Below are 25,250 nucleotides of genomic sequence, written 5' to 3'. Positions count from 1 at the left end.
TTCTTCTCCCCGACGCGTCCGACACGCACCGTCGTATTCTCCCCCACGCGTCGGCCGGGCTATCGTCATCGCCGTGCGTCATTACGCCGCCTACGGCTCGAACTTGGACCCCGCTCGAATGCGTGCCTACTGCCCGCATTCCCCGATGGTGGGCATCGGCTGGCTGGAAGGCTGGCGGCTCACCTTCGCCGGTGAGGACGTCATCGGCTGGGAGGGCGCGGTCAGCACCGTGGTCGAGTCTCCCGGCGACCGGGTGTTCGTGGCGCTCTACGACATCCACCCGTACGACGCGGCTCAGCTGGACGAGATCGAGGGTGTCACCTCCGGCACGTACCGGAAGCTGACCGTCCGCATCTCGACCCTGGACGGCGACGTGACCGCCTGGGTCTACGTCTTCGACGGTTACGAGGGCGGCCTGCCCACGTCCTGGTACCTCTCGGAGATCGCGAACGCCGCCGAGAAGGCGGGCGCGCCGGACGACTACGTCATCGAGCTGCGGTCCCGACCCACCGGCACCGCTTCGGCGTAGCTCGTATCCCACCTACCCAGTCTGCTACCGGGCGTGCTGGCGTCGGGCGCCGACCCCGGGTCCCGGGAAGATCGTCCCAGGATGGGCGGGTTCTCAGCCCTGTGCGTGGGTACGCGCCACGGTCAGCAACTCGACCAGTTCGGCACCGTCAGCCGGACCGAGCGCCGTGAAGGCGGGCGCGACGAGCCGGTCGGTCATCGCCTCGGCCCACAGCCGCCGCCGCACCAACGGTCCGACCGACGGGTACGGCGGCGGCCAGCCGCAGGCCATCGCGCCGCTGGCACCCTCGGGACCGGCCAGCACCGCCTCCAACGGGGTCATCCCGCTGGCGCGTACGGCCACCAGGTGCGCACCGGTGAAATGTTCGCGCAGCAGGCGTAGGCCGACGGCGGCCCGGGCACCGGCGGTCACCGTGTCCAACGGCATGGCCCGCCACGCCGCGAACAGTGGCATCGCGCTGGCGTCGGCGGCCGCGACGGCCCGTTCCACAAGCGCCGCGAGTCGGTCGACGCGGGGCACGTCACCCAGCACCTCCTCACCCCACCGGCAGCACTCGGCGAGGCTGGCGGCGGCCACCTCGGACGGGCGGACCGCGCGGGCGGCGGCGTCCCAGCCGTCGGCCACGGCGTCGGGGGCGATGAAGCCGAGCGCTGCCGCCACGGTCTCGGCCCGTACGTCACCCAGTGCGCCGGCCCGACCGGTGACGTAGAAGGCCCACCCGGAGATGCCGAGCAGCCGGGCCCGACGCAGCGTGGTCGGGCACCGGTTGTACGCCTCTCCGAGGGCGAGCACCGCGGGTTTGCTCGCCGCCGCGACCTGCTCCGGCGTCATCCCGGCGCGCCCGGGAGGGGTTCGCCCGAAGGTCCGTACGTGAAGGATCCGCCCGAAGGTCCGTCCATGAGGGACCAGTCTGCCGGTCAACCGTCGGAGTCGGCATCCCCCTCCTCGGCGTCCAACGCCTCCATCGCGGCCTCGACCTCGCCGGCCCGTCGTCGGGCGGTGCTGACCGACCGTTCGGCGGCCCGACGGGCCAGCCGGGACCGGCTGAGTTCCTGCTCGGCTACGGCTCGGCGGCGTTCCAGTTCGGCCAGTTCCGCCTCGACGGCGTCCAGCGCGGCCATCCCGTCGCGTTCGGCCGCCACCGCGCCGGCCAGGTCCGTCTCGGCCCGTTCCTGGTCGGTACGCGCCCGGTCCAGTTCCTTCTCCAACGCCCTGCGGCGGCGGGACCGTTCGGCACGGGCGGCCCGCTGCGCCTGCTCGGCCCGCAGCGCTCCCCGATCCGGCGGACGCTGCCGGACCGGCGCGGCGGGCGGCGGTTCCTCGCCGCCGGTCACCAGACGCAACTGTGGCCGGGGCACCTCGCCGAACCCCGCGTAGTGGGCCGGGCGCAGCAGCCGCCCGGAGCGCACCTGCTCGGCCACCTCGACGTCGGAGAGCGCGGCGTTGAGGGTCGCCTCGACCTCGGCCAACGGCAGCTTCCCACCCGACGGGGCCCCCTCGACGTCGGCGGCGAGCCGGCGTACCTCGGCGACCAGTGCGCCGACCACCGCCCGCCGCTGCGCGGACAACTCCCGCAGGCGCGGGCCGCGCAGCTCGCGCTGGGCTTCCCGCAGCGCTTCGGCCAGCTGCGCCAGCTCGGACACCAGCTCCGGTCGCTCCAGCGCGAGCAGGTTGACCAGCCAGGCGGCCACGGTGGGCCGACGCAGCCGGGCGATCTCCCGGGCGGTACCCGGGTCACCGGCGTGGCGGGCCTGCGCGGCGGCGTCGTCCCGGGCGGCGACGAACCGGTCCGGCGGCGTGCGGTACAGCTGCTCGACGAGCTCGGGTGGGGGGCCGGGCATCGGGTCAGCCGTCGATCCGGCTGCCCGGCTCCAGCCGCTGGTACTCGCTGCCGGACAGCGCCGTGTACTGCCGGTCGAGCACCGCGTAGCCGTTGTCGTTGAGCAGGGCGTCGTGCAGCGCGAAGACCCGACGCGGTGCCACCGCCCGAATGAAGTCGACCACCTCGCTGAACTTCGACCAGGGAGCGTGTATCGGGGCGAAGAGGGTGTCGACCTGGACGTCGTCCGGGACGTACAGGGCGTCGCCCGGGTGGTAGACCACGTCGTTGAGCAGGTAGCCGAGGTTGTCGATCACGGGAATGTCGGGATGGATCACCGCATGCCGGCCACCGTGGGCGCGTACCGGGATCCCGGCGGCGGTGAACGACTCCCCCGGGGTCACCGGGCGCAGCACGTCGGCCGCGTCACCGAGCGCGCCGGCCAGCGACGCCGGGCCGTGGATGACGAAGGGGCGCCGCTCCAACTGCCGGTTCACCGCCGCCTCGTCGAGGTGATCCGGGTGCTCGTGGGTGATCAGCACCGCGTCGGCCCCGTCCAACGCCACCGCCGGCTCACTGAACATCCCTGGATCGATGACCAGCACTCCCCCGTCGTGCTCGACCCGCAGGCACGAGTGGGCGTACTTGGTGAGCCGCATCGTGATGCCTCCCATATCGATTCGTGACGTCCTGAGCGCAGTCTGCCGGAACCCGCGCGGTGGTGTGTGGCGTCCGAGCCATTGCCCGCTCGGGCAGCAGAAAGGGGAACGGGGATGAGAATGGGAAGAGCCCGCCGTAACGGGACCACGGCGGTGGCGACACTGGCCGCGCTGCTGATGCTCGCTGGCTGCGGAAGTGGTGGTGGCGGAGACGACTCAGGAGCGGCCGGCACCGCGGCCGACGCCGTCGCGCCGGCCCAGGAGGGTGCCGCCGGTGCGCCAGGCGAGGCCGCCGCGCCCGGCAATGCCCAGGGCGGCGCCGGCGCGGCGACGGACACCCGGGTCGACCAACGGTCCATCATCTACACTGGATCGATCCGGGTTCAGGTGGACGATGTGGACATCGCCGCCCGGGACGCCGTCGCAGCGGCCACCCGGGCCGGCGGATTCGTCGGCGGGGACCAACGCCGCAGCTCCGACGCCGATGCGGTGGCCGACCTCGAACTACGGGTGCCGGCGGACAGGTTCTACGCGGTCGTCGAGGAACTGGCCGGCCTCGGCGTGCAGGAGCGCCGGGAGATCGGAACGCAGGACGTCACCGAGGAGACCATCGACCTCGACGCCCGGATCGCCAGCCAGCGGGCCCGGGTGGAGAGTGCCCGGCGGCTGCTCGCCCAGGCCGACTCGATCAGCGACCTGGTGAGCATCGAGAACGAACTGGCCCGGCGGGAGGCCGACCTCGCCTCACTGGAGGCGAAGAAGCGGCGGCTGAGCGACCTCACCGCGCTCTCCACCATCACGGTCACCCTGGTGGGTCCGGGCGTCACGATCCCCGAGGAGGAGAATCAGATCGGCTTCCTGGTGGGGTTCAAGGGCGGCTGGCAGGTCTTCCTGTCCTCGATGACCATCCTGCTCACCGTGCTGGGTGCGGTCCTGCCGTGGCTGCTGGTCTTCGGCGTACCGCTGGGGGCGCTGTGGTGGCTGGCCCGCCGTCGCCGCCGGAACCGGCCCGCGGTGCCGGCCCTGGTCACGCCGGTCGGCGCGCCGCCACCGCCGGGTGTCAGCGCGCCGCCGCCAGTGCCTGGAGCGCGGTCTGCACCATGAGTCGTACGCCCACCGGGATGGCCCGTTCGTCCACGTCGAACGATGCCCGGTGCAGATCGACGTTCGGCCCGGAGCGGCCGACCCCGAGGCGGGCCAGGGCGCCGGGGACGTACTCCAGATACCAGGAGAAGTCCTCGCCGCCCATGCTCTGCGGGGTCTCCGCGATGCCCTCCGGGCCGAGCGCGGCGGCGGTGGCCGCGTTCAGCACCCCGATGGCCCGCGCGTCGTTGCAGACGGGTGGGCGACCACGCAGGTACTCCAGGTCGACGGTGGCCCCGGTGGGTGCGATGACGTCCCGGACCACCTGAGAAACGATCTTCGGGGCCAGTTCCCAGGTGTCGCGGTCCATCACCCGCAGGGTGCCGGAGGCAGACGCCTCGGACGGGATGACGTTGTACCGGGTGCCCGCGGAGGCGTGCCCGAAGACCAGCAGCAGTCCACTGTTCGCCGGCACCCGGCGGCTGACCAGGGCCGGAACCTCGGTGATCAGGCGACCGAGCGCGTCCACCAGGTCCACGGTCAGGTGTGGGCGGGCGGTGTGGCCACCCGGGCCGGTTAGCCGGACGGTGACGTTGTCGGCGGCGGCGGTGATCGGGCCGACCCGTAGGCCCACCTGGCCGACGGGCAGGTTCGGATCGCAGTGCAGCGCGAAGATCTGCACCACGTCGTCGAGGCCGCCGGCCTCGATCACCTCCAGCGAGCCGCAGGGCAGGATCTCCTCGGCGGGCTGGAAGATCAGCCGGACCCGGCCGGGCAGTTCGCCCAGGTCGGCCAGCTGCGCGAGCAGCATGCCGACGCCCAACATGATCGTGGTGTGCACGTCGTGGCCGCAGGCGTGGCAGACCCCGTCGACCGTGGAGCGGTACGGTACGTCCTTGACGTCGGTCAGCGGCAGCGCGTCGATGTCGGCGCGCAGCGCGATCACGGGACCGTCCGGGCGGCCGTTGATGTCGCAGATCACCCCGTTGCCCTTGGGCAGCAGTCGCGGCTGCAACCCGGCCAGGGAGAGTTCCCGGGCGACCAGGGCCGCGGTCTCGAACTCCGCGCCAGACAGCTCCGGGTGCGAGTGAATGTGACGGCGCGTGGCGATCAGGCCCGGTACCCGGAGGGCGAGCAGGTGGTCCAACTCGAAGGGCAGGGGCTGGGAACCGGTCGGCGCCTCCGGCCAGGACGGCGCCAGTTGGTGACCGGTCGGCATCGTCAACGCACTCGTCACGTCGAATTCTCTTCGATCACTAGAAATGGATGGATCATCGGGAACAGCAGACAGCGTAGACCCCCGACGATAACTCTGCGCAACCTCGTTCCGGTGATGATCGGACCGCGCAGCGTCACGTATGCCCTGCTGAGAGCGTCCGGAGGTGAGCGGGACAGCAGGTAGATCGCGGTCGTGCGCCATCATCCACCTCTCACCTCCTACAACGCGTAATCGTGCCTCGGGTGCCGAGAATCTTCTCGAAACCATCGTCGCCGTTCCGAATTGTCGCATTAGTCACGCCGATGAACTGACGGTACGACAATTACCCGACCACTCGCGGCAACGATCACCCGTGGACGTTCACACGCACGGCAGCCCTCCGACCGCACACCGTGTGCGTCCGCGTGATCACCGCAAGCGGAGTACCCGGGGACAGCCGCTTCGACACGCTGTGCGACGACGGGCCGTGCGTACCTGCGACGGCGGGCCGTGCGCCCGACGACGACCAGGCGCAGTCAGAACCGGTCAGTGGGCTGGTAGCGGCCCCAGACCTCGCGGAGCGCCCCGCACACCTCACCGACGGTGGCGCGTTCGCGCAGCGCCGTCTTCATCGGGTAGAGCACGTTGCCGGTGCCGGAGGCGGTCTCCCGCAACTCGACCAGAGCACGCTCCACGGTGGCGGAGTCCCGCTCGGCCCGCAGCTTCGCCAGCCGCTCGGCCTGTGCCGCCTCGATCGCCGGATCGACCCGCAGCGGCTCGTACGGCTCCTCCGCGTCGATCGCGAACCGGTTGAGCCCGACCACCACCCGCTCGCCCGAGTCGATCTCCTGCGCGATCCGGTACGCGGACTGCTCGATCTCCCGCTTCTGGAAGCCGACCTCGATCGCGTCCACCGCCGACCCGTGCTCGAACACCCGGGCCATCAGCGCATCCGCCGCCGTCTCGAGCTCGGCGGTCATCGCCTCCACCACGTACGAGCCCGCGAACGGGTCGACCGTGGCGGTGAGATCCGTCTCGTACGCCAGCACCTGTTGGGTGCGCAGCGCCAGTCGGGCCGCCTTCTCGGTGGGCAACGCGATCGCCTCGTCGAAGCTGTTGGTGTGCAGCGACTGGGTGCCACCGAGCACCGCACCGAGCCCCTGCACCGCCACCCGGACCAGGTTCACCTCGGGCTGCTGGGCGGTCAACTGCACGCCCGCGGTCTGGGTGTGGAAGCGCAGCATCATCGACTTCGGGTTCTTCGCCCCGAACTCGTCGCGCATCAGGCGGGCCCAGATCCGTCGGGCCGCCCGGAACTTCGCCACCTCTTCGAGCAGGGTGGTACGCGCGACGAAGAAGAACGACAGCCGGGGGGCGAAGTCGTCCACGGCCAGCCCGGCGGCGATCGCCGCCCGGACGTACTCCACGCCGTTGGCAAGCGTGAACGCGATCTCCTGCACGGGCGAGGCACCGGCCTCGGCCATGTGGTAGCCGGAGATGGAGATGGTGTTCCACTTGGGCACCTCGCTCCGGCAGTAGCCGAAGGTGTCGGCGACCAGCCGCAGCGAGGGCTTCGGCGGGAAGATGTACGTCCCCCGGGCGATGTACTCCTTGAGGATGTCGTTCTGGATGGTGCCGTTGAGCGCCGAACCCGGCACCCCGTTCTCCTCGGCGACGAGTTGGTAGAGCAGCAACAGCACCGAGCCGGGCGCGTTGATCGTCATCGAGGTGGAGACCTTGTCCAGCGGGATGCCGTCGAACAGCAGTCGCATGTCCTCGATGGAGTCGATGGCCACACCGACCTTGCCCACCTCGCCGTGCGCGATCGGGTCGTCGGAGTCGTACCCCATCTGGGTGGGCAGGTCGAAGGCGACGGACAGGCCCATCGTGCCGGCCCGCAACAACTGGTGGTAACGCGCGTTGGACTCGGTGGCGGTACCGAAGCCGGCGTACTGGCGCATGGTCCACGGACGGGAGGTGTACATGGTGGGGTAGACCCCACGGGTGTACGGGAACTCGCCGGGCGCGCCGAGGCGGGAGTCCAGGTCGCCGGGAAGATCGCCGGCCGTGTAGACGCCCTTGATCGGGAAACCGGACTCGCTTGACCGCCGTTCGCTCATCACCGGATGGTAGGACGGGTGGAACGGCTGGCGGGTGAGGGATACCGCACACCGCGTCGCCCGCCGCAACAGGACGCGACAAGAGGTGAGTGCCTGCACACGTACCGTCGAGTACTGGAAACGTCCGCCGCGCCGGCTTTCGCATCGGGCGTCTGAACCAGCAAGATAGGGGGGTTGTGTCCCAGCCCTCTCGACTTCCCCCGGTGGCTTTTCTGTGACTCAGATCCCGACGTGGAGCGGCGGACCAGTCAGCACTCCCACCAACGGACGCGCGACACCCGGCACCGTCATCGGTGACCGGTACTCGCTGCGCTCGGCGGTGGGCAACGGCGGCATGGGTACGGTCTGGCGGGCCACAGACACACTTCTGCGCCGTGACGTGGCGGTTAAGGAGGTCGTCCTCCCGCCCGGCCTGGCACCGAGCGACCGCGACGCGATGTACGAACGCACCCTGCGCGAGGCCCGCGCCGCCGCCGCCATCGCCCACCCGGCGGTGGTGCAGGTGTACGACGTGGTCACCGAGGCCGGCCGGCCCTGGATCGTGATGGAGCTGCTGGACGCCCGCAGCCTCGCCGACATGGTGATCGAGGACGGGCCGATCGCCCAGCGCGTGGTCGCCAAGATCGGCATCGCGCTGCTCGGCGCGCTCGAGGTGGCACACGCGATCGGCGTGCTGCACCGCGACGTCAAGCCCGCCAACGTGCTGATCTGCTCGGACGGCCGCTGCGTGCTTACCGACTTCGGTGTCGCCCGGATGCCCACCGACGTGCAGCTCACCACCCCGGGGATGGTGCTGGGCTCACCGCACTTCATCTCGCCCGAGCGGGCCATGGGGCAGGAGTTCGGCCCGCCCAGCGACCTGTTCTCCCTCGGCGTGACGCTGTACACGGCCGTGGAGGGCCGACCGCCCTTCGACCGGGGCGACCCGATCGAGACCATGCACGCCGTGGTCGAGGATCCGCCTGCCCCGCCCCAGCGCAGCGGCCCGCTGACCCGGGTGCTGATGGGTCTGCTGGAGAAGGACCCGGCCCGCCGGCTCGACGTGCACACCGCCCGCGCCATGCTGCGCGAGCTGTTGGCCGGCCCGCTGAGCAGCAGCGCCGCCGGGGTCAACTCGATGACCGACCAGTACTCCGTGATGCCGGTGCCGCTGCCCGCGCCGATCACCGCGCCGGCGGCCCCGGCCAAGCCGGCCCCGTCCGGGCAGATCGGCGGCCGGGCGATGCTGGGCCCCGGCGAGTCGTTGACCGACCGGCTGGCCGCGCTGCGCCGGGGCGAGCGCCCCGGCCAGGCTGCCGCAGCCGGCGCCGCGATGGAGGACACCAGCGCCGACGCCCTGGCCCGTCCCGGGCGGAGGGGCGCCGCGATGTCCCCGCCCGCCGGCCGCACCTACGGCGGTGCCGACGCGACCCAGCGGATCGGCGCGGACACCACCCAGCGGGTCGGGCCGGAGGCCTTCGGCTACGGCGGCCAGCCCGACGCGACCCAGCGAGTCGGCGGCTACAGCGCCGGGCCCGACGCCACCCAGCAGCTCGGCGGCTACGGCACCCAGCCCGAGGCGACCCAGCGGGTCGGCGGCTACGGCGGTGCCCAGTGGCCGGCCGCGCCCAGTCAGCCGTACGGCACGCCGGCCCCCGCTCCCGGCGGCGGCAGCAGCCCGGTCGACCGGGCGAAGGCCGCCAGCACCCGGGTGGTCGACACCGTGAAGGGTTGGCCGCGCAAGATGCAACTGGCGGCGGCCGGCGGTCTGGCGGTGCTGCTGCTGATCGGCATCGTGGCCTTCGCCAGCGGCGGCGACGAGACGCCCACCACCCCGGTCGCCGAGCCGTCCAGCTCGGCGGACGAGGGACCCGGCATCGAGATGCAGGAGCACTCGGCGCGCGGGGTGCAGATGCTGGTGCCCAAGGGCTGGAAACGGGCCGCGCCGGCCGGTGGGGTCTACATCGACTACACCGACCCGGAGGACAGCGGCCGTCGGGTGCGCATCCTCAACGAGAAGTGGAGCGGCACCTCGACCCGGTGGGCGCAGGTCGCCGAGAACGGCCTGAAGACCCGCTCGGCCTCCTGCTCCAAGCCGTACACGCAGGTCGCCATGGCGGAGAAGGAGCTGGCCGGTAAGCCCTCGGCCGAGTTCGAGTACACCTGCGGCGAGGGCGACGAGATGCGGCACGGCATCTGGCACGGTGTCGCCCACGACGGCCGGCTCTACTCGTTCTACCTCACCTCGACCGATGCCCGCTTCGAGGAGAGCAAGCCGATCTACGCGGAGATGCTCAAGTCGTTCCAGCTCACGGCGGCCGGCTGAACCAGGGCACCCGCCCGTGGAGATCCGCGCCGTGCTATCAAGAGGCCATGGCGGCGGAGACCACTGACCTCGACACCATCCGCGAGCGGGCCGAACGCTGGCTCGCCGACGACCCGGACCCGGCCGGTCGGGCGGAGCTGCGGGCGGTGCTCGACCAACTGCCGGGCAGCGGGCCGGAACTGGCCGACCGGTTCGCCGGGCCGCTGACCTTCGGCACGGCCGGGCTGCGCGGGCCGCTGCGTGCCGGCCCCAACGGGATGAACCTCGCGGTGGTCACCCAGGCCGCCGCCGGGCTGGTCGCCTGGCTCGCCGCCCAGGGCGGCACCGGTCCGCTAGTGATCGGGTACGACGCCCGGCGCGGCTCCCGCGAGTTCGCCGAGCGCACCGCCCAGGTTGCCACGGGAGCGGGCCGACCAGCGCTGCTGCTGCCCCGCCCACTGCCCACCCCGGTGCTCGCGTACGCGGTACGGCACCTGTCGGCGGTGGCCGGGGTGATGGTGACCGCCAGCCACAACCCGCCGCAGGACAACGGCTACAAGGTGTACCTCGGTGCCGGGCTGGGCGGGAAGCTGGGCGCCGGGGCGCAGATCGTGCCGCCGGCCGACGCCGGCATTGAGGCAGCGATCCGCGCGGTCGGTCCGCTGGCCCAGGTGGCGCTCGGCCCCGCCGGCCAGGTGCTCGGCGACGACCTGGTCGCCGCGTACGTGGCGCGGGCGGTCGGTGTCGTCTCCCCCGGCGGCCCCCGGGAGCTGACCGTGGCGTACACCCCGCTGCACGGTGTCGGGGCGACGGTGCTCACGGCCGCGTTCGCCGCCGCCGGTTTCCCGACGCCCGGCGTGGTGCCCGACCAGGCCGAGCCGGACCCGGATTTCCCAACCGTCAGCTTCCCCAACCCGGAGGAGCCGGGCGCGGTGGACCGGTTGGTCGCGCTCGCCGAGCGCATCGACGCCGACCTGGCCATCGCCAACGATCCCGACGCCGACCGCTGCGCCGTCGCGGTCCGCGAGGGTTCGGGTTGGCGGATGCTGCGCGGGGACGAGGTGGGTGTGCTGCTCGCCGATCACCTGATGCGACGCGGGGTCACCGGCCTGTACGCCACCACCATCGTCTCGTCGTCGCTGCTGCGGACGATGTGCGCCGCGCGCGGACTGCCGTACGGTGAGACGCTCACCGGATTCAAGTGGATCGTCCGGGCCGGTGACGGTAGCGAGCCACTGGTGTTCGGTTACGAGGAGGCGCTCGGCTACTGCGTCGCCCCGGAGCACGTACGCGACAAGGACGGCATCACCGCCGCGCTGACCGTGGCCGAGCTGGCCGCCGGTCTGAAGGCGCAGGGCCGCACGCTCACCGACCGGCTCGACGAGTTGGCCGCCGAGTTCGGCGTGCACCAGACCGACCAGCTCTCGGTACGCGTCGACGACCTGCCCCTGATCGCCGACGCGATGGCCCGGATCCGCGCCGCCACCCCGACCACCCTGCTCGGCCAGCCGGTCACCGAGGCACAGGACCTGCTCCCCGACGCTGACGTGGTGATCCTGCGTACCGCAGCGGCCCGGGTGGTGATCCGACCCTCCGGCACCGAACCGAAGCTCAAGGCGTACCTAGAAGTGGTGGAACCGGTCGCCGACGGCGACGTCGCCGCGGCCCGCACCCGCGCAACCGCCGCCGTCACCGCCCTCCGCACCGAGATGGCGGACGCCCTCGGCATCCACCACCCCGCCCCTCCCGGTTGATCATGAAGTTGTTGTCCGGGACACGCCGGGTCGCCGACAACAACCTCATGATCAACGGGGCAAGGTGGGTGGGCGGGTTAGCGGCGGGGGCCTAGGGCGTGCTCTACGGCGCGGCCTAGGGCGGCCACCACGAGGGCGACCGAGGGGCGGATCACCGAGTCCTCCAGGCTGACCTCACCGGAGAAGCCGGCACCGCTGGCGATCTCCTCCAGCCGGCGGCGGGCGGCGTCGGCGTCCTCGCCGGTGACACCGAGGGCGGATTCCATCCGCAGCACGGCGACCAGGGTCGCGAGTGCGGCGGTCCGCTCGTCCGGCGCGGCACCGGTGAGCACCACCGCGAGCCGCTGCCGGGTCTCCTCCTCCACCGACGGGTCCACCACCGGGTAACGGTGCACGTGGATGAAGCCGAGTTCGGTCTCGTCGACGTCCCGGACGACGCCTTGCTCGCAGAGGTCGCCGAGGATCCGGTCGCGCAGACCGTGCCGCAACCGTTGCACCCAGGAGGAGGGACTGCGGGGCGTGTCAGCCGCGATCTTGGCCAGCACCGCGTCGGTGACCGGTTCGCCGGTCGGCGTCGGGTCCACCGCGGTCAGGGCCCCGTCGGTGTACGCGATCCGCCCGGCCAGGGCCAGCTCGATGAGGACGGCGGCGGCCATGCCCAGGTCGAGGCTGATCCGCGGCAGGGTCGCCTTACCCGTTTCGTCGTCGTACGCGAGCAGGAGCAGTTCCTCGGCGAGCGGCACACCAGTCATGGCCCGAGACGCTAGCCGCTGAACGCCACCGCCCGCAGCACAAACCGCCGCCGGGTCAGCGGCCGTCGTCCGCTCAGAAGCGGGGCATGCCGCCGAACTGCCGGTCACCGGCGTCGCCGAGTCCCGGCACGATGAACATGCTGTCGTTGAGGCCGTCGTCGATGGCGGCGGTGACCAGGCGCAGCGGCAGCCCGGAACGCTCCAGCCGCTGGATGCCGGCCGGCGCGGCGAGCACACAGAGCACGGTGATGTCGGTGCAGCCGCGCTCGGCCAGCAGTCGACAGCAGTGCTCCAGTGAGCCGCCGGTGGCCAGCATCGGGTCGAGGACCAGCACCGGCAGACCGGCGAGGTCCCGGGGCAGGGACTCCATGTAGGCGCGCGGCTCGAAGGTCTCCTCGTCGCGGGCCAGACCGACGAAGCCCATCGAGGATTCGGGCAGCAGCCCCAGCGCGGCGTCGGCCATGCCGAGGCCCGCCCGCAGCACCGGCACCAGCAGCGGCGGGTTCGCCAGCCGGGTGCCCTCGGTGGCGGTCACCGGCGTCTGCACCGGGTACGTCTCCACGGGAAAGGAGCGCGCGGCCTCGTACACCAGCATGGTGGTGAGTTCGTGCAGCGCCGCCCGGAACGAGGAGGAATCGGTGCGCTCGTCCCGCATGGCGGTCAGCCTGGACTGGGCGAGCGGGTGGTCAATGACGAGTACGTCCACGATCGCTCAACCTACCCGCCCCGGATATCGGCCCGTGGGTCCCGGCCACGACCAGCGACCTCGCTCACCCGTGAGCGCTCCGCTCCGGCGAACGCGGTGACCAAGATCACTCGGCGTCAACCTGCGTAGACTTCGAGACATGACGGCGACAGCGACGTCGGCCCGCTCGGACCTCTCCGAGCTGGGACGATCCGAGACCGCTCTGCGGACCTTCCTGCACGGCCTACCGGGCGTGGACCAGGTCGGCGCGGAGCAGCGGGCAGCCCAACTCGGCACCCGATCCATCAAGACCACCGCCAAGGCCGAGGCGATCGACCTCGCGATCCGGATGGTCGACCTGACCACGCTGGAAGGCGCGGACACCCCCGGCAAGGTACGGGCACTCGCCGCGAAGGCGCTGCGGCCCGATCCGGCCGATCCGTCCTGCCCGCACGTCGGCGCGGTCTGCGTCTACCCCGCGATGGTCCCGTACGTGGCCGAGGTGCTGCGCGACAGCGCTGTGCACCTGGCCAGCGTGGCCACGTCGTTTCCGTCGGGGCAGGCGCCGCTGGAGATCAAGCTCGCCGACACCCGCGCCGCCGTCGAGGCGGGGGCCGACGAGATCGACATGGTGATCAACCGGGGTGCGTTCCTGGCCGGCCGCTACTCCGAGGTGTACGACGAGATCGCCGCAATCAAGGAAGCCTGCGGCAGTGCTGATGCCGGTCGCCAAGGGCGACCGCGAGCCCACCTCAAGGTGATCCTGGAGACCGGCGAACTGGCCACCTACGACAACGTACGCCGCGCCTCCTGGCTGGCGATGCTCGCGGGGGGTGACTTCATCAAGACCTCCACCGGCAAGGTTCCGGTCGCCGCCACGCTGCCGGTGACCCTGGTGATGCTGGAGGCGGTACGCGACTTCCGGGCCGCCACCGGGCGGCAGGTCGGCGTGAAGCCGGCCGGCGGTATCAAGACCACCAAGGACGCGATCAAGTACCTGGTCATGGTCAACGAGACCGTCGGCCCGGACTGGCTGCACCCGGACTGGTTCCGCTTCGGCGCGTCCAGCCTCCTCAACGACCTGCTGATGCAGCGCACCAAGCTGACGACCGGCGTCTACGCCGGCCCCGACTACTTCACCCTGGACTGACCGCGATGTTCGAATACGCACCCGCCCCCGAGTCACGCTCGGTGGTAGACCTCAAGCCCTCGTACGGGCTCTTCGTCGACGGAAAGTTCGTCGACCCGGCCGACGGCGGCAGCTTCAAGTCGATCAACCCGGCCTCCGAGGAGGTGCTGGCCGAGATCGCCGAGGGCGGCGCGCAGGATGTGGACCGGGCGGTCCGGGCGGCCCGCAAGGCGTACGAGAAGGTCTGGGGTCCGATGCCGGGCCGGGACCGGGCCAAGTACCTCTTCCGCATCGCCCGGATCATCCAGGAACGCTCGCGCGAACTCGCCGTGCTGGAGTCGCTGGACAACGGCAAGCCGATCAAGGAGTCCCGCGACGTCGACCTGCCACTGGTCGCCGCGCACTTCTTCTACTACGCCGGCTGGGCCGACAAGCTGCCGCACGCCGGCTTCGGTGCCAACCCGCAGCCACTCGGCGTGGCCGCGCAGGTCATCCCGTGGAACTTCCCGCTGCTGATGCTGGCCTGGAAGATCGCCCCGGCGCTGGCCGCCGGCAACACGGTGGTGTTGAAGCCGGCCGAGACCACCCCGCTGACCGCGCTGCTCTTCGCCGAGATCTGCCAGCAGGCCGACCTGCCGGCCGGTGTGGTCAACATCGTCACCGGTGCCGGCGAGACCGGCCGGGCGCTTGTCGAGCATGACGGCGTGGACAAGGTCGCCTTCACCGGCTCCACCGACGTCGGCCGGGCCATCGCCCGCGCGGTCGCCGGCAGCCGCAAGAAGCTCACCCTGGAGCTCGGCGGCAAGGCCGCCAACATCGTCTTCGACGACGCCCCGGTCGACCAGGCGGTCGAGGGCATCGTCAACGGCATCTTCTTCAACCAGGGGCACGTCTGCTGCGCCGGTTCTCGACTGCTGGTCCAGGAGTCCGTCGCCGAGCAGGTACTGGAGTCCCTCAAGCGACGGATGGCCCGGCTACGCCTCGGTGACCCGCTGGACAAGAACACCGACATCGGTGCCATCAACTCCGCCGCCCAGCTCTCCCGCATCCGGGAGCTGACCGAGGCCGGCGCCGCCGAGGGCGCACAGCAGTGGTCGCCGCCGTGCGAGCTGCCCGAGCGGGGCTTCTGGTTCGCGCCGACCATCTTCACCGGGGTCACCCAGGCGCACCGGATCGCCCGCGAGGAGATCTTCGGCCCGGTGCTGTCCGTACTGACCTTCCGCACCCCGGCCGAGGCCGTGGAGAAGGCCAATAACACGCCGTACGGGTTGTCGGCCGGGATCTGGACCGAGAAGGGCTCCCGGATCCTGTGGACGGCCGACCGGCTGCGTGCCGGCGTGGTGTGGGCCAACACGTTCAACAAGTTCGACCCGACCTCGCCGTTCGGCGGATACAAGGAGTCGGGCTACGGTCGCGAGGGCGGCCGGCACGGGCTGGAGGCTTACCTCAATGTCTGAGCGGGTCGCGGTACGCAAGACGTACAAGCTCTTCATCGGCGGGAAGTTCCCGCGTAGCGAGTCGGGACGGTCGTATCTCGTGCAGGACTCCAACGTGTCGCTGGCCTCGCGCAAGGACGCGCGGGACGCCGTGGTGGCCGCCCGCGCCGCCGGCAAGGGCTGGGCCGGGGCGACCGCGTACAACCGGGGTCAGATCCTCTACCGGGTCGCCGAGATGCTGGAAGGCCGACGCGAGCAGTTCGTCGCGCTCGGCGTGCCGGGCGACGAGGTGGACACGGCGACCGACCGCTGGGTCTGGTACGCCGGCTGGTCGGACAAGCTCCCGCAGGTGTACGGCGGCGCGAACCCGGTCGCCGGGCCGTACTTCAACCTGTCGGCGCCCGAGCCGACGGGTGTGGTGGCGGTGGTCGCCCCCGAGACACCGGCCCTGCTCGGGCTGGTCAGCGTGATCGCCCCGGCGATCGTCACCGGCAACACGGTGGTGGTGGCCGCCTCGCCGACCGCACCACTGGCCGCGGTGACCCTGGCCGAGGTGCTGACCACCTCCGATCTGCCGGGCGGGGTGGTCAACATCCTCACCGGCCGGCTGTCGGAGACCGTACCCACGCTGGCCGCGCACATGGACGTCAACGCGATCGACCTGACCGGCGTGACCGACCCGGAGCTGGCCGCCGACCTGGAGGTCAAGGCGGCGGAGAACCTCAAGCGGGTGCTCCGCCCGGTGCCGCAGGGCCACGACTGGTCGGCGGATCCCGGGCTCGGTCGGATGACCGCCCTGCTGGAGACGAAGACCGTCTGGCACCCCAAGGGAGTTTGAGCGGCTCTGTGCCGGGCGGGTTTCCGGGGGCCTGCGCTTGTGGGGTTTCCGGGGAGCCTTCGCTCTTGGGTTTCCGGGGAGCCCCGCCCGCTCCGGGCGGTCAGGCTTGATCCCTGCGCGGGCGGGGCTCCCCGGAAACCCTGACGTAGGCACGGGCCGTCCGTGGGTCACGGCTCGCGGAGTGGTGCCCAGCGTGTGCCCCCGGCTCCCCCTCCCCCCTCCCGCCCCGCTACCCGTTCCGTTCCCTGTGCCCTTCTCGCCCCGGGCCCCTCGCTCAAGATCCGGACAACTTCTCGGAAGTTGCTGGGTCGAGCAGGGGCCGAAGCAGCAGTTTCCCCGAAGTTGCTGTGGTGGGCGGGGCGCGTGCGTGCGCGGGGCGGGTCGAGGGGGTTGGGGTGTGGGGGTGGGTCTACTACGGGGGGTAGGATTGCGGGGTGACTCGGCTGGGGGATCTTGAGCGTGCGGTGATGGACGTGCTGTGGGACGCGGTTCCCGCCACGTCGGATGGTGTCACCGTGCGCGAGGTGGCCGAGGCTCTGGACGGGCGGGAGTTGGCGTACACCACGGTGATGACCGTGCTGGACCGGCTGGCCGGCAAGGGCATGGTGCAGCGCGAGCGGGAGGGTCGGGCGTGGCGTTACCGTGCTGCGGCCAGCCGTGAGGCGTACATCGCCCAGCTCATGCTCGATGCGCTCGACCTGGGCGGTAGCCGGGACGCGGCGCTTGTCCGGTTCGCCCGCTCGGTGACCGGCACCGAGGCCGACGTGCTGCGCGCCGCGCTCTCGGCGGAGGCCGGGACGGCAGCCGACACACCTGGACGGGCGGCGGACGGCCCGGGTCGCGGACTGACCGACCGGGTCGAGTCGCCGCAGGCCGACCGGGCGTCGCGTCCTGGCCTGGCCGACGAGGCCGCGGAGCGGTAGGGCGACGCCGTGGCGCACACCCTGCACTTCGCCGCCTCGATGGTGGCGTGCTGGCTGATCGCCCAGGTGCTGGCCCGCTCCACCTGGACGTGGCGCAGCCCTCGGGTGGCGATCCTGTGTTGGCAGGCGATCGGCCTGGGGGTCGGTCTCTCCGCGATGGGTCTGCCGATCGCGCTGGGCCTCGCCCCGTACCAGCGGAGCACCGGCAGTGCACTGCTGGCGCTCGCCGACGACCTTTGGCACGGCACCCTGCCGGCCGGCCTCGGTGCCGTGCACCTGGGGTTGGTCGGCGTCGGTCTCGGCATCGGGGCGGTGCTGCTGACCACGACGGTACGCAGCATCCACGGCGCGGTACGCGCCCAGCGCCGGCACCGGGACCTGCTCACCCTGGTCGCCCGACGGGATCCGACCGTGCCCGGCGCGCTGGTGCTCGACCATCCGGGTGCGGCGGCGTACTGCCTGCCGGGGGTGCGGCCCCGGGTGGTGGTCAGCGCCGGCACGCTCAGCCTGCTCGACCGGGCTGAGCTGGAGGCGGTGCTGACCCACGAACGGGCGCACGCCCAGGAGCGACACGACCTGGTGCTGCTGCCGTTCACCGCGCTCTGCCGGGCACTGCCCTGGTTCCGTTGGGTTCGCGAGGCACACGAGCGGGTTTCGCTGCTGGTCGAGATGCGCGCCGACGACAAGGCCCGCGAGTTGCACGCCGAGGCTTCGCTGGCCGGCGCGCTGCGCCGGTTCGCCGCCGCCGGGAATCGGATCACACCGGCCGGCGCGCTCGGCATGGGCGACCGGGATCTGGACGTACGGGTGCAGCGGCTGCTGGTCACCACACGCCCGCCCCGGCTGCTCGGTGCCACGGCGCTGTCCGTGACCGCGACCGTGGCCGCCCTGCCGGTCTCGCTCTTCCTCAGCTGACGGCCCCTGAATTAACCCTGATCATGCCGGCCCGGCTCGCACCGCGGACCTATATGTAGCGTCTCTACGTGTAGGCTCCCTATCCGCATCGACCCCCGTCCCGGGAGAGCCGACATGGACACCCTGCTCCTCGCCCGCCTGCAATTCGCCACGACCGCCTCGATCCACTTCCTCTTCGTGGCTGTCACGCTCGGCCTGGTCACCCTGCTGGTCGGGATGCAGACCGCCTGGGTGGTGACCGGCAACCATCGCTGGGAGCGGCTGACCCGGTTCTGGGGTCAGCTCTACGTGATCAACTACGTGCTCGGCATCGCCACCGGCATCGTGATGGAGTTCCAGTTCGGGCTGAACTGGAGCGGGCTGTCGCGCTACGTCGGCAACGTCTTCGGCGCGCCGCTGGCGATCGAGACCCTGGTCGCCTTCTTCCTGGAGTCGACCTTCCTCGGCATGTGGATCTTCGGCTGGCACCGGCTACGTCGCGGCGCGCACCTCGCACTGCTCTACGGGGTCGCGATCACCGCGTACGCCTCGGCCTTCTGGATCATGGTGGCCAACTCCTGGTTGCAGAATCCGGTCGGCTACGAGGTACGCGACGGCGTCGCCCACCTGACCGACTTCGCGGCACTGCTGACCAACCCGACCCTGTGGATGGCGCTCGGGCACGTGGTGTCGGCGGCGCTGCTCACCGGCGGCCTGCTGATGGCGGCGGTCAGCGCCTGGCACCTCAATCGGCGCACCACCGACCATGCGCTGTTCCGCACCTCGCTGCGGATCGGGCTGGTCACCGCCGCACTGTCGATCACCCTCGTGCAGGGGTTCGGCTTCACCCAGTTCGGGCCGGTGGGCGGCGTACAACCCACCAAGTTCGGGAGCAACCCCGAAGCCGACGCGCTGATCGCCGACTGGACCACCAGATTCGGCCCCGGCGACTACCTGCCTCCCACGCTGGCCAACGTCGGGCTCGGCTTCATGATCCTCATCGGATTCGCCCTCGGCCTGCTCTGGCTGCTCGTCCCGCTGCTCTGGCGGGACTGGATCATCCGCCTCCGGTTCCCGCTCTGGCTGATCATGTTCACCCTGCCCCTGCCGTTCGTGGCGCTGATCCTCGGCTGGATCGCCCGCGAGGTCGGCCGTCATCCCTGGGTGGCGTACGGGCTGCTGCCGGTCGACCAGGCGGTCTCGCCGATCAGTCCGTGGTTGATGGCGACCTCGCTGATCGGCTTCACCCTGCTGCTCGGCACGCTCGCCGTCACCAACTGGACGCTGCTCGCCCGGCACGCCGCTCGGGGTGCCGGCGACCCCGCTCTCGGCCGCCCGCCGGCCCAACCGCCGGCCGACGACCCCCGCCCCGAACCCGCGTTCGCCTGAGGAGCCGGAGATGGAACTCGCCTGGTACGCCCTGCTCGGCCTCTTCTTCGCCGGCTATCTGGTGCTCGGCGGCTACGACTACGGCGTCGGTCTGCTGCTCGCCCGCGGAGCCGACGCGCCACGTCGACGCGCCGCCCTCAACGCGGTCGGGCCGTTCTTCCTCGGCAACGAGGTGTGGCTGGTGGCCGCCGTCGGCATCCTGTTCGGCGCGTTCCCCCTACTGGAGGGCGAACTGCTCGCCGGCAGCTATCCGGCGGTGGCCGCCGCGCTCGCCGGGGTGATCCTGGTGACCGCCGGGGTGCAGCTGCGCAGCCGGCCGGGCGGCGGACGGGCCCGCACCGCCTGGGAGCGGGTGATCGTGGTCGGCAGCCTGCTCGCCGCGCTCGGTTGGGGAGTGGTGCTCGCCGGACTGCTCCAGGGGGTACCGCTGCGGGCCGACGGACACGTGGCCGGGGTGACGCACCTGTTCACCCCGTTCGCCGCCGCCACCGGGCTGGCCGTGCTGACTCTGGTCGTGGCGCACGGTGCGACCTTCCTCACCCTCCGGCTACCTACCGTAGAAAGTGACCGGCTCCGTCCGCTGGCGCGCCGGCTGCTCCTCACCGCGATCGTCGCGGTCGGCGCGGCCACCGTCGTCGCGCTGTTCTCCGACCGGGTACGCGCCGCGGCGCAGCGCCCTGCGGTCGGCGTACTGCTGGCGGTGTTGCTGGTGGCGGCCCTGCTGGCGGCGCGGGTAGCGCTCGGGCGGCGACGGCCCGGCGTGGCCTTCGCCGCCACCGCGACGGCGCTCGCGCTGCCGGTGCTGCTGGTCGGGGTGACGCTCTGGCCGTACGTGCTGGTGTCGACCGTGGAACCGAATGCATCACTGACGGTGACCGACGCGGCCGCCAGCGGGCCGACCCTGCGGCTGCTGGGCTGGCTGGCGGTACCGCTGCTGCCGGCCCTACTAGGCTTCCAGGCGATGTGCTGGTGGATTTTTCGAGGACGAACCGACGGCAGGGCACCGGTGTACTGGTGAACCGCCGCCCCTTCGACCCGCGGCTGCTGCGCCGGGTTCCCGCTGCCCGACGCGACCTCGGCCTGCTCGCGCTGCTCGGCGTGCTCGCCGCCGGTCTGGTCGTGGCGCAGGCGACCGCCCTGGCCGTGCTGCTGGCCACGGCCTTCACCGGGCAACTGGACCGCGCCGCGCTGGTCGGGTTGCTGGCCGCGGTCGCGGCCCGCTCGCTGGTGGTCTGGGCGCAGGGCGCGGTGTCCGCGCGGGTGGCCGCCACGGTCAAGGCGGCGCTGCGCGCCGACCTGCTGGGTGCCGTCGCCCAGCACGGACCCGGCTGGGTGGCCGGACAGCGAGCCGGGCAGTTGGCCACGCTGGCCGGTCGGGGTCTGGACGCACTCGACGCCTACTTCACCGGCTACCTGCCACAACTCGTGCTGAGCGTGACCGTGCCGGTCGCGGTGCTGGGCCGAGTCCTCTTCGCCGACTGGAGTTCGGCGGTGATCATTGCGCTGACGCTGCCGCTCATTCCGATCTTCGGGGCGCTGCTCGGCTGGCAGGCCCAGGCCGCCACCGAGCGCCAGTGGCGGCGGCTTTCCCTGCTCGGCGGGCACTTCCTGGACATGGTGGCCGGGCTACCCACACTGCGCGCGTTCGGTCGGGCCCGGGCACAGACCGACGCGGTACGGCGGATGGCCGACGGCCACCGGATCGCCTCCATGAAGACGCTGCGGATCGCCTTCCTCTCCGCGCTGGTGCTCGAACTCGTCGCCACCCTGTCGGTGGCGCTGGTCGCCGTACCGGTCGGCATCCGGCTGCTCGGCGGCGGGCTGGCCCTCCAGACCGCGCTGCTGGTGCTGCTGCTGACCCCGGAGGCGTACCTGCCGCTGCGGGCGGCCGGCAGCCGCTTCCACGCCAGCATGGAAGGGCTCACCGCGCTGGACGAGGCGCTCACCCTCTCCGGCTCGGCACCGCCGGCGCCGGCTGGTCGAGCGAGCGCACAACCGGACGGCCCCGCCGAGATCCGCTTCGAATCGGTGACGGTGGCGTACGAGCGCACCACGGCGCTGCGCGACGTGACGCTTACCATCCGGCCCGGCGAGCGCATCGCGATCATCGGTCCGAGCGGCGCCGGCAAGAGCACCCTGCTCAACCTGCTGCTCGGCTTCGTCCGTCCGACCGGCGGCCGGGTCACCGTCGGCGGGGTCGATCTGACCGACATCGACCTCGACGGCTGGCGGCGGCAGGTGGCGTGGGTGCCGCAGCGGGCCCACCTGTTCGCCGCGTCGCTGGCCGACAACATCCGGCTCGGCACCCCCGACGCCGCGCCTACCGCCCTCGCCGCCGCGGTCCACGCCGCCGCGCTGGACGAGGTGGTCGCCGCCCTGCCCGACGGGCTGGACACCCTGCTCGGCGAGCGGGGGCACGGCCTGTCCAGCGGTCAGCGGCAACGGGTGGCGCTGGCCCGGGCGTTCCTGCGGGACGCACCGGTGGTGCTCCTCGACGAGCCCACCGCGCGCCTCGACGCCGCCGCCGAGGCGGTGGTGCTGTCGGCCACCCGCCAGCTGGTCGCCGGCCGCACCGCGCTGCTGGTGGCCCACCGGCCCGCGCTGCTGACCGACGTCGACCGCATCCTGCGGGTCGAGGACGGGCGGGTCACCGAACTGACGCCGGTACCGGCCGGGGAACGCCGCCCATGAGCGAGCGCAGCGAGCGAATCTGCCGGCTCAGTGCGGTGGTGGCTCATCGTGACGCCGAGCGAAGCGAGGTGGCGCGATGAGCGAGCGCAGCGAGCGAATCAGCCGGTCCAGTGCGGCGATGAGCAGCGGACTTTCGCCCGAACGGATCGTGCTGCGACTGGCCCGGCCGTACCTGAGGCGCCTGATCGGTGCGGGGCTGCTCGCCGCGGCCACCGAGTTCGCCGGGCTGGCCCTGATGGCGACCGCGACCTGGCTGTTGATGACCGCCGCCGGTCAGCCCCCACTGGACCGGCTCACCGTGGCGATCGTGGCGGTACGGGCGCTGGCGGTGAGCCGCGGCGTGCTGCGTTACACCGAACGTCTGGCCGGGCACGACGCGGTGCTGCGCCTGGTCACCGACGTTCGGGCCCGGGTCTTCGACACCCTGGCGTCCCGGCGGGGCAGTCCGCCACGCAGTGGGGACGCGCTGAGCCGGCTGGTCTCCGACGTGGAGGCGGTCCAGGACCTGCTGCTGCGGGTGGTCGTGCCGGCCGCCGCGGCCGGGCTGGTGAGCGTCCTGGCCGTCGGGTTGACCGCGCTGGTGTCGCTGCCGGCCGCGCTCGCGCTCGCCGCCGGGTTGCTGGTGGCCGCCGTCGCCCTACCGGCGCTGGCGACCGCGCTGACCCGACGGGCCGGTGCGGAGGTGGCGCCACTGCGCGGTGCGCTCGCCACCGACGCGGTCGATCTCACCCATGGCGCCGCCGACCTGGCGGCGTTCGGGGCGACCTCGGACGCGCTGGCGGCAGCCGGGCGGCGGGCCCGCCGGCTGGCCCGGCTGGAGCGGCGACTCGCCGCGCTCGGCTTCGCCGTCGACGCGGCCGGGGTGCTGGTGGCCGGTCTCACCGCCGGGGCGGTGGTGTACGTGGCCCTCGGCACCGGCGTGGACGGGGTGCTGGTCGGCGTCCTGGCCGTCGGCACCCTGGCCGCCGTGGAGATCGCCCTCGCGCTGGTCGGCGCGGCCCGTCAATGGACCGGGCTGCGGTCCGGCCTGGCCCGGGTCGCCCAGCTCCTGGCACCCGGCGACGCTGACTCCGGGACCGCCCGGACCTCGACTGACCGGGGTGCGGCCGATGCCGCGAGCTTGCGCGACGCCGGGCGGGCGGTCGAGTCGGCACCGGCGGTCCGGTTCGAAGGGGTGACGGTTCGGTACCGGATCGGTGCTCCCGCCGCGCTCGACGGCTTCGACCTCGAGCTGCCGCCCGGACGCCGGGTCGCGGTCGTCGGTCCGAGCGGCGCGGGCAAGAGCACCCTGGCCGCCGTCCTGACCGCTGCGGTGTCCCCCACCGCCGGCCGGGTCACCCTGGACGGGCGGGACGTGTCGTCGTACCCGTCTGAGCAGTTGCCTCGCCTGGTCGGCGGGTTGCTCGCCGAGGCGTACGTCTTCCACGCCACCGTCCGGGACAACATGCTGCTCGGTCGGCCGGATGCGGACGAGGACGCGCTGCTCACCGCCGCCACCGCCGCCGGGCTGGCGGACTGGGTCCGGGCCCAGCCGGACGGCTGGGACACGGTGGTCGGCGAGGAGGGTGGACAGCTCTCCGGGGGGCAACGGCAGCGGCTCGCGCTGGCCCGCGCTCTGCTCGCCGCGCCCGGGTTACTGGTGCTCGACGAGCCCACGGAGGGCCTCGACCCGGTCGCCGCCGACCAGGTGCTGGCCGGCACGTTGGCCGCGACCTCCGCCGGGCACTCGGTGCTGCTGATCACCCACCGGCTCAGCGGCCTCGCCGAACTCGACGAGATCGTGGTGCTGGACGCCGGCCGGGTCGTGCAGCGGGGTCGACACGCGGCGCTCGTGACGACGCCCGGCTGGTACCGGGAACAGTGGGTGTTGCAGCAGGCCGCCGAGCACGGCTACCTCGCGCTGTCGGGCTGATCCGTCGGGGCCGCCTCCGGGATGTCCCCGAGGCCGGGACACCAGCTGGCATGGCAGGGTTGGGGCCATGCCGGTCAGGGATGACGTGTTGGTCGAGGAACACCTGCGGCAGCTCGCCGGTCGGCTCCGTGGGCCACGTCGGCTGCGGACCGATCTGATGACCGAGGCCCGGCACGGGCTGCTCGACGCCGTCGAGGCGTACCGGGACAGCGGCCTGTCGGCGGCTGAGGCGTCGCGCCAGGCGGTCGCCGATTTCGGTACGCCGGATCAGCTGGCCCCGGCCTACCAGGCCGAGCTCGCGGTGGCCGCGCTGCGCGGGTTGTCCCTGCGAGTGGTCGCCTTTGCCGCGACCGCCTCGATCGCCGGTGATCTGACCTGGCACGGATCGAGCTGGAGCGGCGGACCGCGACCACCCTCCGGTTACCTGCTGTTGTCGCAGTCGGTGGAGTGGATCTGGGCAGGGGCGTTCCTGCTCGGTCTGGCCGGGCTCGTGCTGGTCGCGGCCACCGCCCGCTCGGCGCGTCCCGTACTGACCGCGCTGGCGCGCAGCGCCGGTGTCGCGCTGACCGGCACCGCCCTGCTGGGCGCGGTGGCCGGGGCCGGGCTGTTCGCCTGGTCGATCCTGCTGTGGGACGCGGCCCTGACCTGGCCACCGATGATCATCGGAATGGTCGTCGGCGCCGCCGCCCACGTGTGGCTGGGCAGCGCCGCCCGGACCTGGCTGCTGGCCACCCGCTGACGTTCAGCCCGCCGTGACGGGTGTGGTGCCCGGGTCCAGGAAGCGGCCGACTGTCGAACTGAACTCGCGCCACCCCGTCCGCTGGTCGGCCAGTGCCCGCCGGCCGGTGTCGGTCAGCTCGTAGGTCCGCCGTTCCCGCCCGTTGACGGTGCTCCACGCGCTGGCCACGTGGCCGGCCCGCTCCAGCCGTCGCAGTGCCGGGTACACGGAGCCGGTGGGCAGGTCGAGGCGACCGTCACTGCGCGCCCGCAGGGCCTCGATGATGGCGTAGCCGTGCAGAGCCCCCCGCTCCAGCACGGCCAGGAGCAGGGCGTCGAGGTGTCCGTGCAGCGCCTGGGCGTTCATACGTAGACACGCTACTTGTTATCCGCGTGGTGAGCCACCGGGGTGCGGCCAGCGGTTACCGAGCGCAGCCA

At 72.3% G+C, this 25,250-nt stretch carries 22 protein-coding genes; 14 read left to right on the top strand and 8 right to left on the bottom strand.

Annotation, left to right across the window (positions count from 1 at the left end; translation table 11 throughout):
• Positions 1–73: 73 nt before the first annotated feature.
• Positions 74–529 carry a gamma-glutamylcyclotransferase gene (locus ACFY2A_RS09930; RefSeq protein WP_281566001.1) on the top strand — a complete coding sequence of 152 codons (456 nt, stop codon included), beginning with the start codon at positions 74–76 and terminating at the stop codon, positions 527–529.
• 93 nt (positions 530–622) lie between these two features.
• Here ACFY2A_RS09930 and ACFY2A_RS09925 read toward each other — a convergent pair whose 3' ends face one another.
• The 3 genes from ACFY2A_RS09925 to ACFY2A_RS09915 all read right to left on the bottom strand — a co-directional run bounded on the left by ACFY2A_RS09925 (position 623) and on the right by ACFY2A_RS09915 (position 3,007).
• A complete protein-coding gene (locus ACFY2A_RS09925) occupies positions 623–1,360 on the bottom strand; it encodes a hypothetical protein (RefSeq protein ID WP_387170350.1) in 738 nt (245 codons plus the stop codon).
• Between the two features lie 86 nt (positions 1,361–1,446).
• Positions 1,447–2,370, bottom strand: a complete 924-nt coding sequence (locus ACFY2A_RS09920; RefSeq protein ID WP_387170348.1) for a hypothetical protein — start codon at positions 2,368–2,370, stop codon at positions 1,447–1,449.
• 4 nt (positions 2,371–2,374) lie between these two features.
• Complete coding sequence (locus tag ACFY2A_RS09915; protein WP_387170346.1) at positions 2,375–3,007, bottom strand: MBL fold metallo-hydrolase; 633 nt, start codon at positions 3,005–3,007, stop codon at positions 2,375–2,377.
• A 114-nt stretch (positions 3,008–3,121) separates the two neighbouring features.
• Here ACFY2A_RS09915 and ACFY2A_RS09910 point away from each other — a divergent pair, with 114 nt between their 5' ends.
• Positions 3,122–4,111 (top strand): DUF4349 domain-containing protein, encoded by a 990-nt coding sequence (locus tag ACFY2A_RS09910; protein WP_387170344.1) that lies wholly within the window; start codon positions 3,122–3,124, stop codon positions 4,109–4,111.
• On the opposite strand, the gene ACFY2A_RS09905 is transcribed toward ACFY2A_RS09910, so the two are convergent.
• Together ACFY2A_RS09905 and ACFY2A_RS09900 are read right to left on the bottom strand one after the other, a co-directional pair.
• A complete protein-coding gene (locus tag ACFY2A_RS09905; protein ID WP_387170342.1) occupies positions 4,068–5,327 on the bottom strand; it encodes an amidohydrolase in 1,260 nt (419 codons plus the stop codon). The genes ACFY2A_RS09910 and ACFY2A_RS09905 overlap by 44 nt on opposite strands.
• 497 nt (positions 5,328–5,824) lie before the next feature.
• Positions 5,825–7,408, bottom strand: a complete 1,584-nt coding sequence (locus ACFY2A_RS09900; protein WP_387170340.1) for a methylmalonyl-CoA mutase — start codon at positions 7,406–7,408, stop codon at positions 5,825–5,827.
• Between the two features lie 214 nt (positions 7,409–7,622).
• On the opposite strand from ACFY2A_RS09900, the gene ACFY2A_RS09895 reads away from it, so the two are divergent.
• Entirely contained in the window at positions 7,623–9,713 is a 2,091-nt protein-coding gene (locus ACFY2A_RS09895) for a serine/threonine-protein kinase (protein ID WP_387170338.1), read from the top strand.
• Positions 9,714–9,760: 47 nt separating this feature from the next.
• Positions 9,761–11,446 (top strand): phospho-sugar mutase, encoded by a 1,686-nt coding sequence (locus ACFY2A_RS09890; protein WP_387170336.1) that lies wholly within the window; start codon positions 9,761–9,763, stop codon positions 11,444–11,446.
• Between the two features lie 77 nt (positions 11,447–11,523).
• On the opposite strand, the gene ACFY2A_RS09885 is transcribed toward ACFY2A_RS09890, so the two are convergent.
• The gene (locus ACFY2A_RS09885) at positions 11,524–12,198 is read right to left on the bottom strand and encodes a GPP34 family phosphoprotein (RefSeq protein WP_363923818.1); all 675 of its coding nucleotides are present in this window, start codon (positions 12,196–12,198) and stop codon (positions 11,524–11,526) included.
• A 73-nt stretch (positions 12,199–12,271) separates the two neighbouring features.
• Positions 12,272–12,904 (bottom strand): uracil phosphoribosyltransferase, encoded by a 633-nt coding sequence (upp, locus tag ACFY2A_RS09880; RefSeq protein ID WP_363923819.1) that lies wholly within the window; start codon positions 12,902–12,904, stop codon positions 12,272–12,274.
• A gap of 139 nt (positions 12,905–13,043) precedes the next feature.
• On the opposite strand from upp, the gene deoC reads away from it, so the two are divergent.
• The 10 genes from deoC to ACFY2A_RS09830 all read left to right on the top strand — a co-directional run bounded on the left by deoC (position 13,044) and on the right by ACFY2A_RS09830 (position 24,834).
• Entirely contained in the window at positions 13,044–14,033 is a 990-nt protein-coding gene (gene deoC, locus ACFY2A_RS09875) for a deoxyribose-phosphate aldolase (RefSeq protein WP_387170334.1), read from the top strand.
• A 5-nt stretch (positions 14,034–14,038) separates the two neighbouring features.
• Positions 14,039–15,469 carry an aldehyde dehydrogenase family protein gene (locus ACFY2A_RS09870; RefSeq protein ID WP_387170332.1) on the top strand — a complete coding sequence of 477 codons (1,431 nt, stop codon included), beginning with the start codon at positions 14,039–14,041 and terminating at the stop codon, positions 15,467–15,469.
• Positions 15,462–16,286 carry an aldehyde dehydrogenase family protein gene (locus ACFY2A_RS09865; protein ID WP_387170330.1) on the top strand — a complete coding sequence of 275 codons (825 nt, stop codon included), beginning with the start codon at positions 15,462–15,464 and terminating at the stop codon, positions 16,284–16,286. The genes ACFY2A_RS09870 and ACFY2A_RS09865 overlap by 8 nt, the downstream gene beginning before the upstream one ends.
• Before the next feature lie 434 nt (positions 16,287–16,720).
• On the top strand, positions 16,721–17,209 hold the full coding sequence (locus ACFY2A_RS09860) for a BlaI/MecI/CopY family transcriptional regulator (protein WP_387170328.1): 489 nt from the start codon (positions 16,721–16,723) through the stop codon (positions 17,207–17,209).
• 9 nt (positions 17,210–17,218) lie between these two features.
• A complete protein-coding gene (locus ACFY2A_RS09855) occupies positions 17,219–18,124 on the top strand; it encodes a M56 family metallopeptidase (RefSeq protein ID WP_387170326.1) in 906 nt (301 codons plus the stop codon).
• Between the two features lie 114 nt (positions 18,125–18,238).
• Positions 18,239–19,492 (top strand): cytochrome ubiquinol oxidase subunit I, encoded by a 1,254-nt coding sequence (locus ACFY2A_RS09850; protein WP_387170324.1) that lies wholly within the window; start codon positions 18,239–18,241, stop codon positions 19,490–19,492.
• 10 nt (positions 19,493–19,502) lie between these two features.
• A complete protein-coding gene (gene cydB / locus ACFY2A_RS09845) occupies positions 19,503–20,510 on the top strand; it encodes a cytochrome d ubiquinol oxidase subunit II (protein WP_387170322.1) in 1,008 nt (335 codons plus the stop codon).
• Positions 20,507–22,183 carry a thiol reductant ABC exporter subunit CydD gene (gene cydD / locus ACFY2A_RS09840; RefSeq protein ID WP_387170320.1) on the top strand — a complete coding sequence of 559 codons (1,677 nt, stop codon included), beginning with the start codon at positions 20,507–20,509 and terminating at the stop codon, positions 22,181–22,183. The genes cydB and cydD overlap by 4 nt, the downstream gene beginning before the upstream one ends.
• Positions 22,184–22,259: 76 nt before the next feature.
• Positions 22,260–24,095, top strand: a complete 1,836-nt coding sequence (gene cydC, locus ACFY2A_RS09835) for a thiol reductant ABC exporter subunit CydC (protein ID WP_387170318.1) — start codon at positions 22,260–22,262, stop codon at positions 24,093–24,095.
• A gap of 67 nt (positions 24,096–24,162) precedes the next feature.
• Entirely contained in the window at positions 24,163–24,834 is a 672-nt protein-coding gene (locus ACFY2A_RS09830) for a permease prefix domain 1-containing protein (RefSeq protein WP_363923829.1), read from the top strand.
• 3 nt (positions 24,835–24,837) lie between these two features.
• Here ACFY2A_RS09830 and ACFY2A_RS09825 read toward each other — a convergent pair whose 3' ends face one another.
• A complete protein-coding gene (locus tag ACFY2A_RS09825) occupies positions 24,838–25,179 on the bottom strand; it encodes a PadR family transcriptional regulator (RefSeq protein ID WP_387170316.1) in 342 nt (113 codons plus the stop codon).
• Positions 25,180–25,250: the final 71 nt, after the last annotated feature.

Source organism: Micromonospora sp. NPDC000442, from assembly GCF_042898635.1.
In the GTDB taxonomy this organism is placed as follows: Bacteria; Actinomycetota; Actinomycetes; order Mycobacteriales; family Micromonosporaceae; genus Micromonospora.
Note: the sequence above shows the minus strand (reverse complement) of the source record. Positions and strands in the feature narration are given on the sequence as shown.

Bases quoted from the DNA above. Each gene is read 5' to 3' on its own strand.
- ACFY2A_RS09925 (WP_387170350.1), bottom strand. From the start codon at position 1,360: ATGACGCCGGAGCAGGTCGCGGCGGCGAGCAAACCCGCGGTGCTCGCC.
- ACFY2A_RS09920 (WP_387170348.1), bottom strand. From the start codon at position 2,370: ATGCCCGGCCCCCCACCCGAGCTCGTCGAGCAGCTGTACCGCACGCCG.
- ACFY2A_RS09915 (WP_387170346.1), bottom strand. From the start codon at position 3,007: ATGCGGCTCACCAAGTACGCCCACTCGTGCCTGCGGGTCGAGCACGAC.
- ACFY2A_RS09910 (WP_387170344.1), top strand. From the start codon at position 3,122: ATGAGAATGGGAAGAGCCCGCCGTAACGGGACCACGGCGGTGGCGACA.
- ACFY2A_RS09900 (WP_387170340.1), bottom strand. From the start codon at position 7,408: ATGAGCGAACGGCGGTCAAGCGAGTCCGGTTTCCCGATCAAGGGCGTC.
- ACFY2A_RS09890 (WP_387170336.1), top strand. From the start codon at position 9,761: ATGGCGGCGGAGACCACTGACCTCGACACCATCCGCGAGCGGGCCGAA.
- ACFY2A_RS09885 (WP_363923818.1), bottom strand. From the start codon at position 12,198: ATGACTGGTGTGCCGCTCGCCGAGGAACTGCTCCTGCTCGCGTACGAC.
- deoC (WP_387170334.1), top strand. From the start codon at position 13,044: ATGACGGCGACAGCGACGTCGGCCCGCTCGGACCTCTCCGAGCTGGGA.
- ACFY2A_RS09870 (WP_387170332.1), top strand. From the start codon at position 14,039: ATGTTCGAATACGCACCCGCCCCCGAGTCACGCTCGGTGGTAGACCTC.
- ACFY2A_RS09865 (WP_387170330.1), top strand. From the start codon at position 15,462: ATGTCTGAGCGGGTCGCGGTACGCAAGACGTACAAGCTCTTCATCGGC.
- ACFY2A_RS09850 (WP_387170324.1), top strand. From the start codon at position 18,239: ATGGACACCCTGCTCCTCGCCCGCCTGCAATTCGCCACGACCGCCTCG.
- cydB (WP_387170322.1), top strand. From the start codon at position 19,503: ATGGAACTCGCCTGGTACGCCCTGCTCGGCCTCTTCTTCGCCGGCTAT.
- cydC (WP_387170318.1), top strand. From the start codon at position 22,260: ATGAGCGAGCGCAGCGAGCGAATCAGCCGGTCCAGTGCGGCGATGAGC.
- ACFY2A_RS09830 (WP_363923829.1), top strand. From the start codon at position 24,163: ATGCCGGTCAGGGATGACGTGTTGGTCGAGGAACACCTGCGGCAGCTC.
- ACFY2A_RS09825 (WP_387170316.1), bottom strand. From the start codon at position 25,179: ATGAACGCCCAGGCGCTGCACGGACACCTCGACGCCCTGCTCCTGGCC.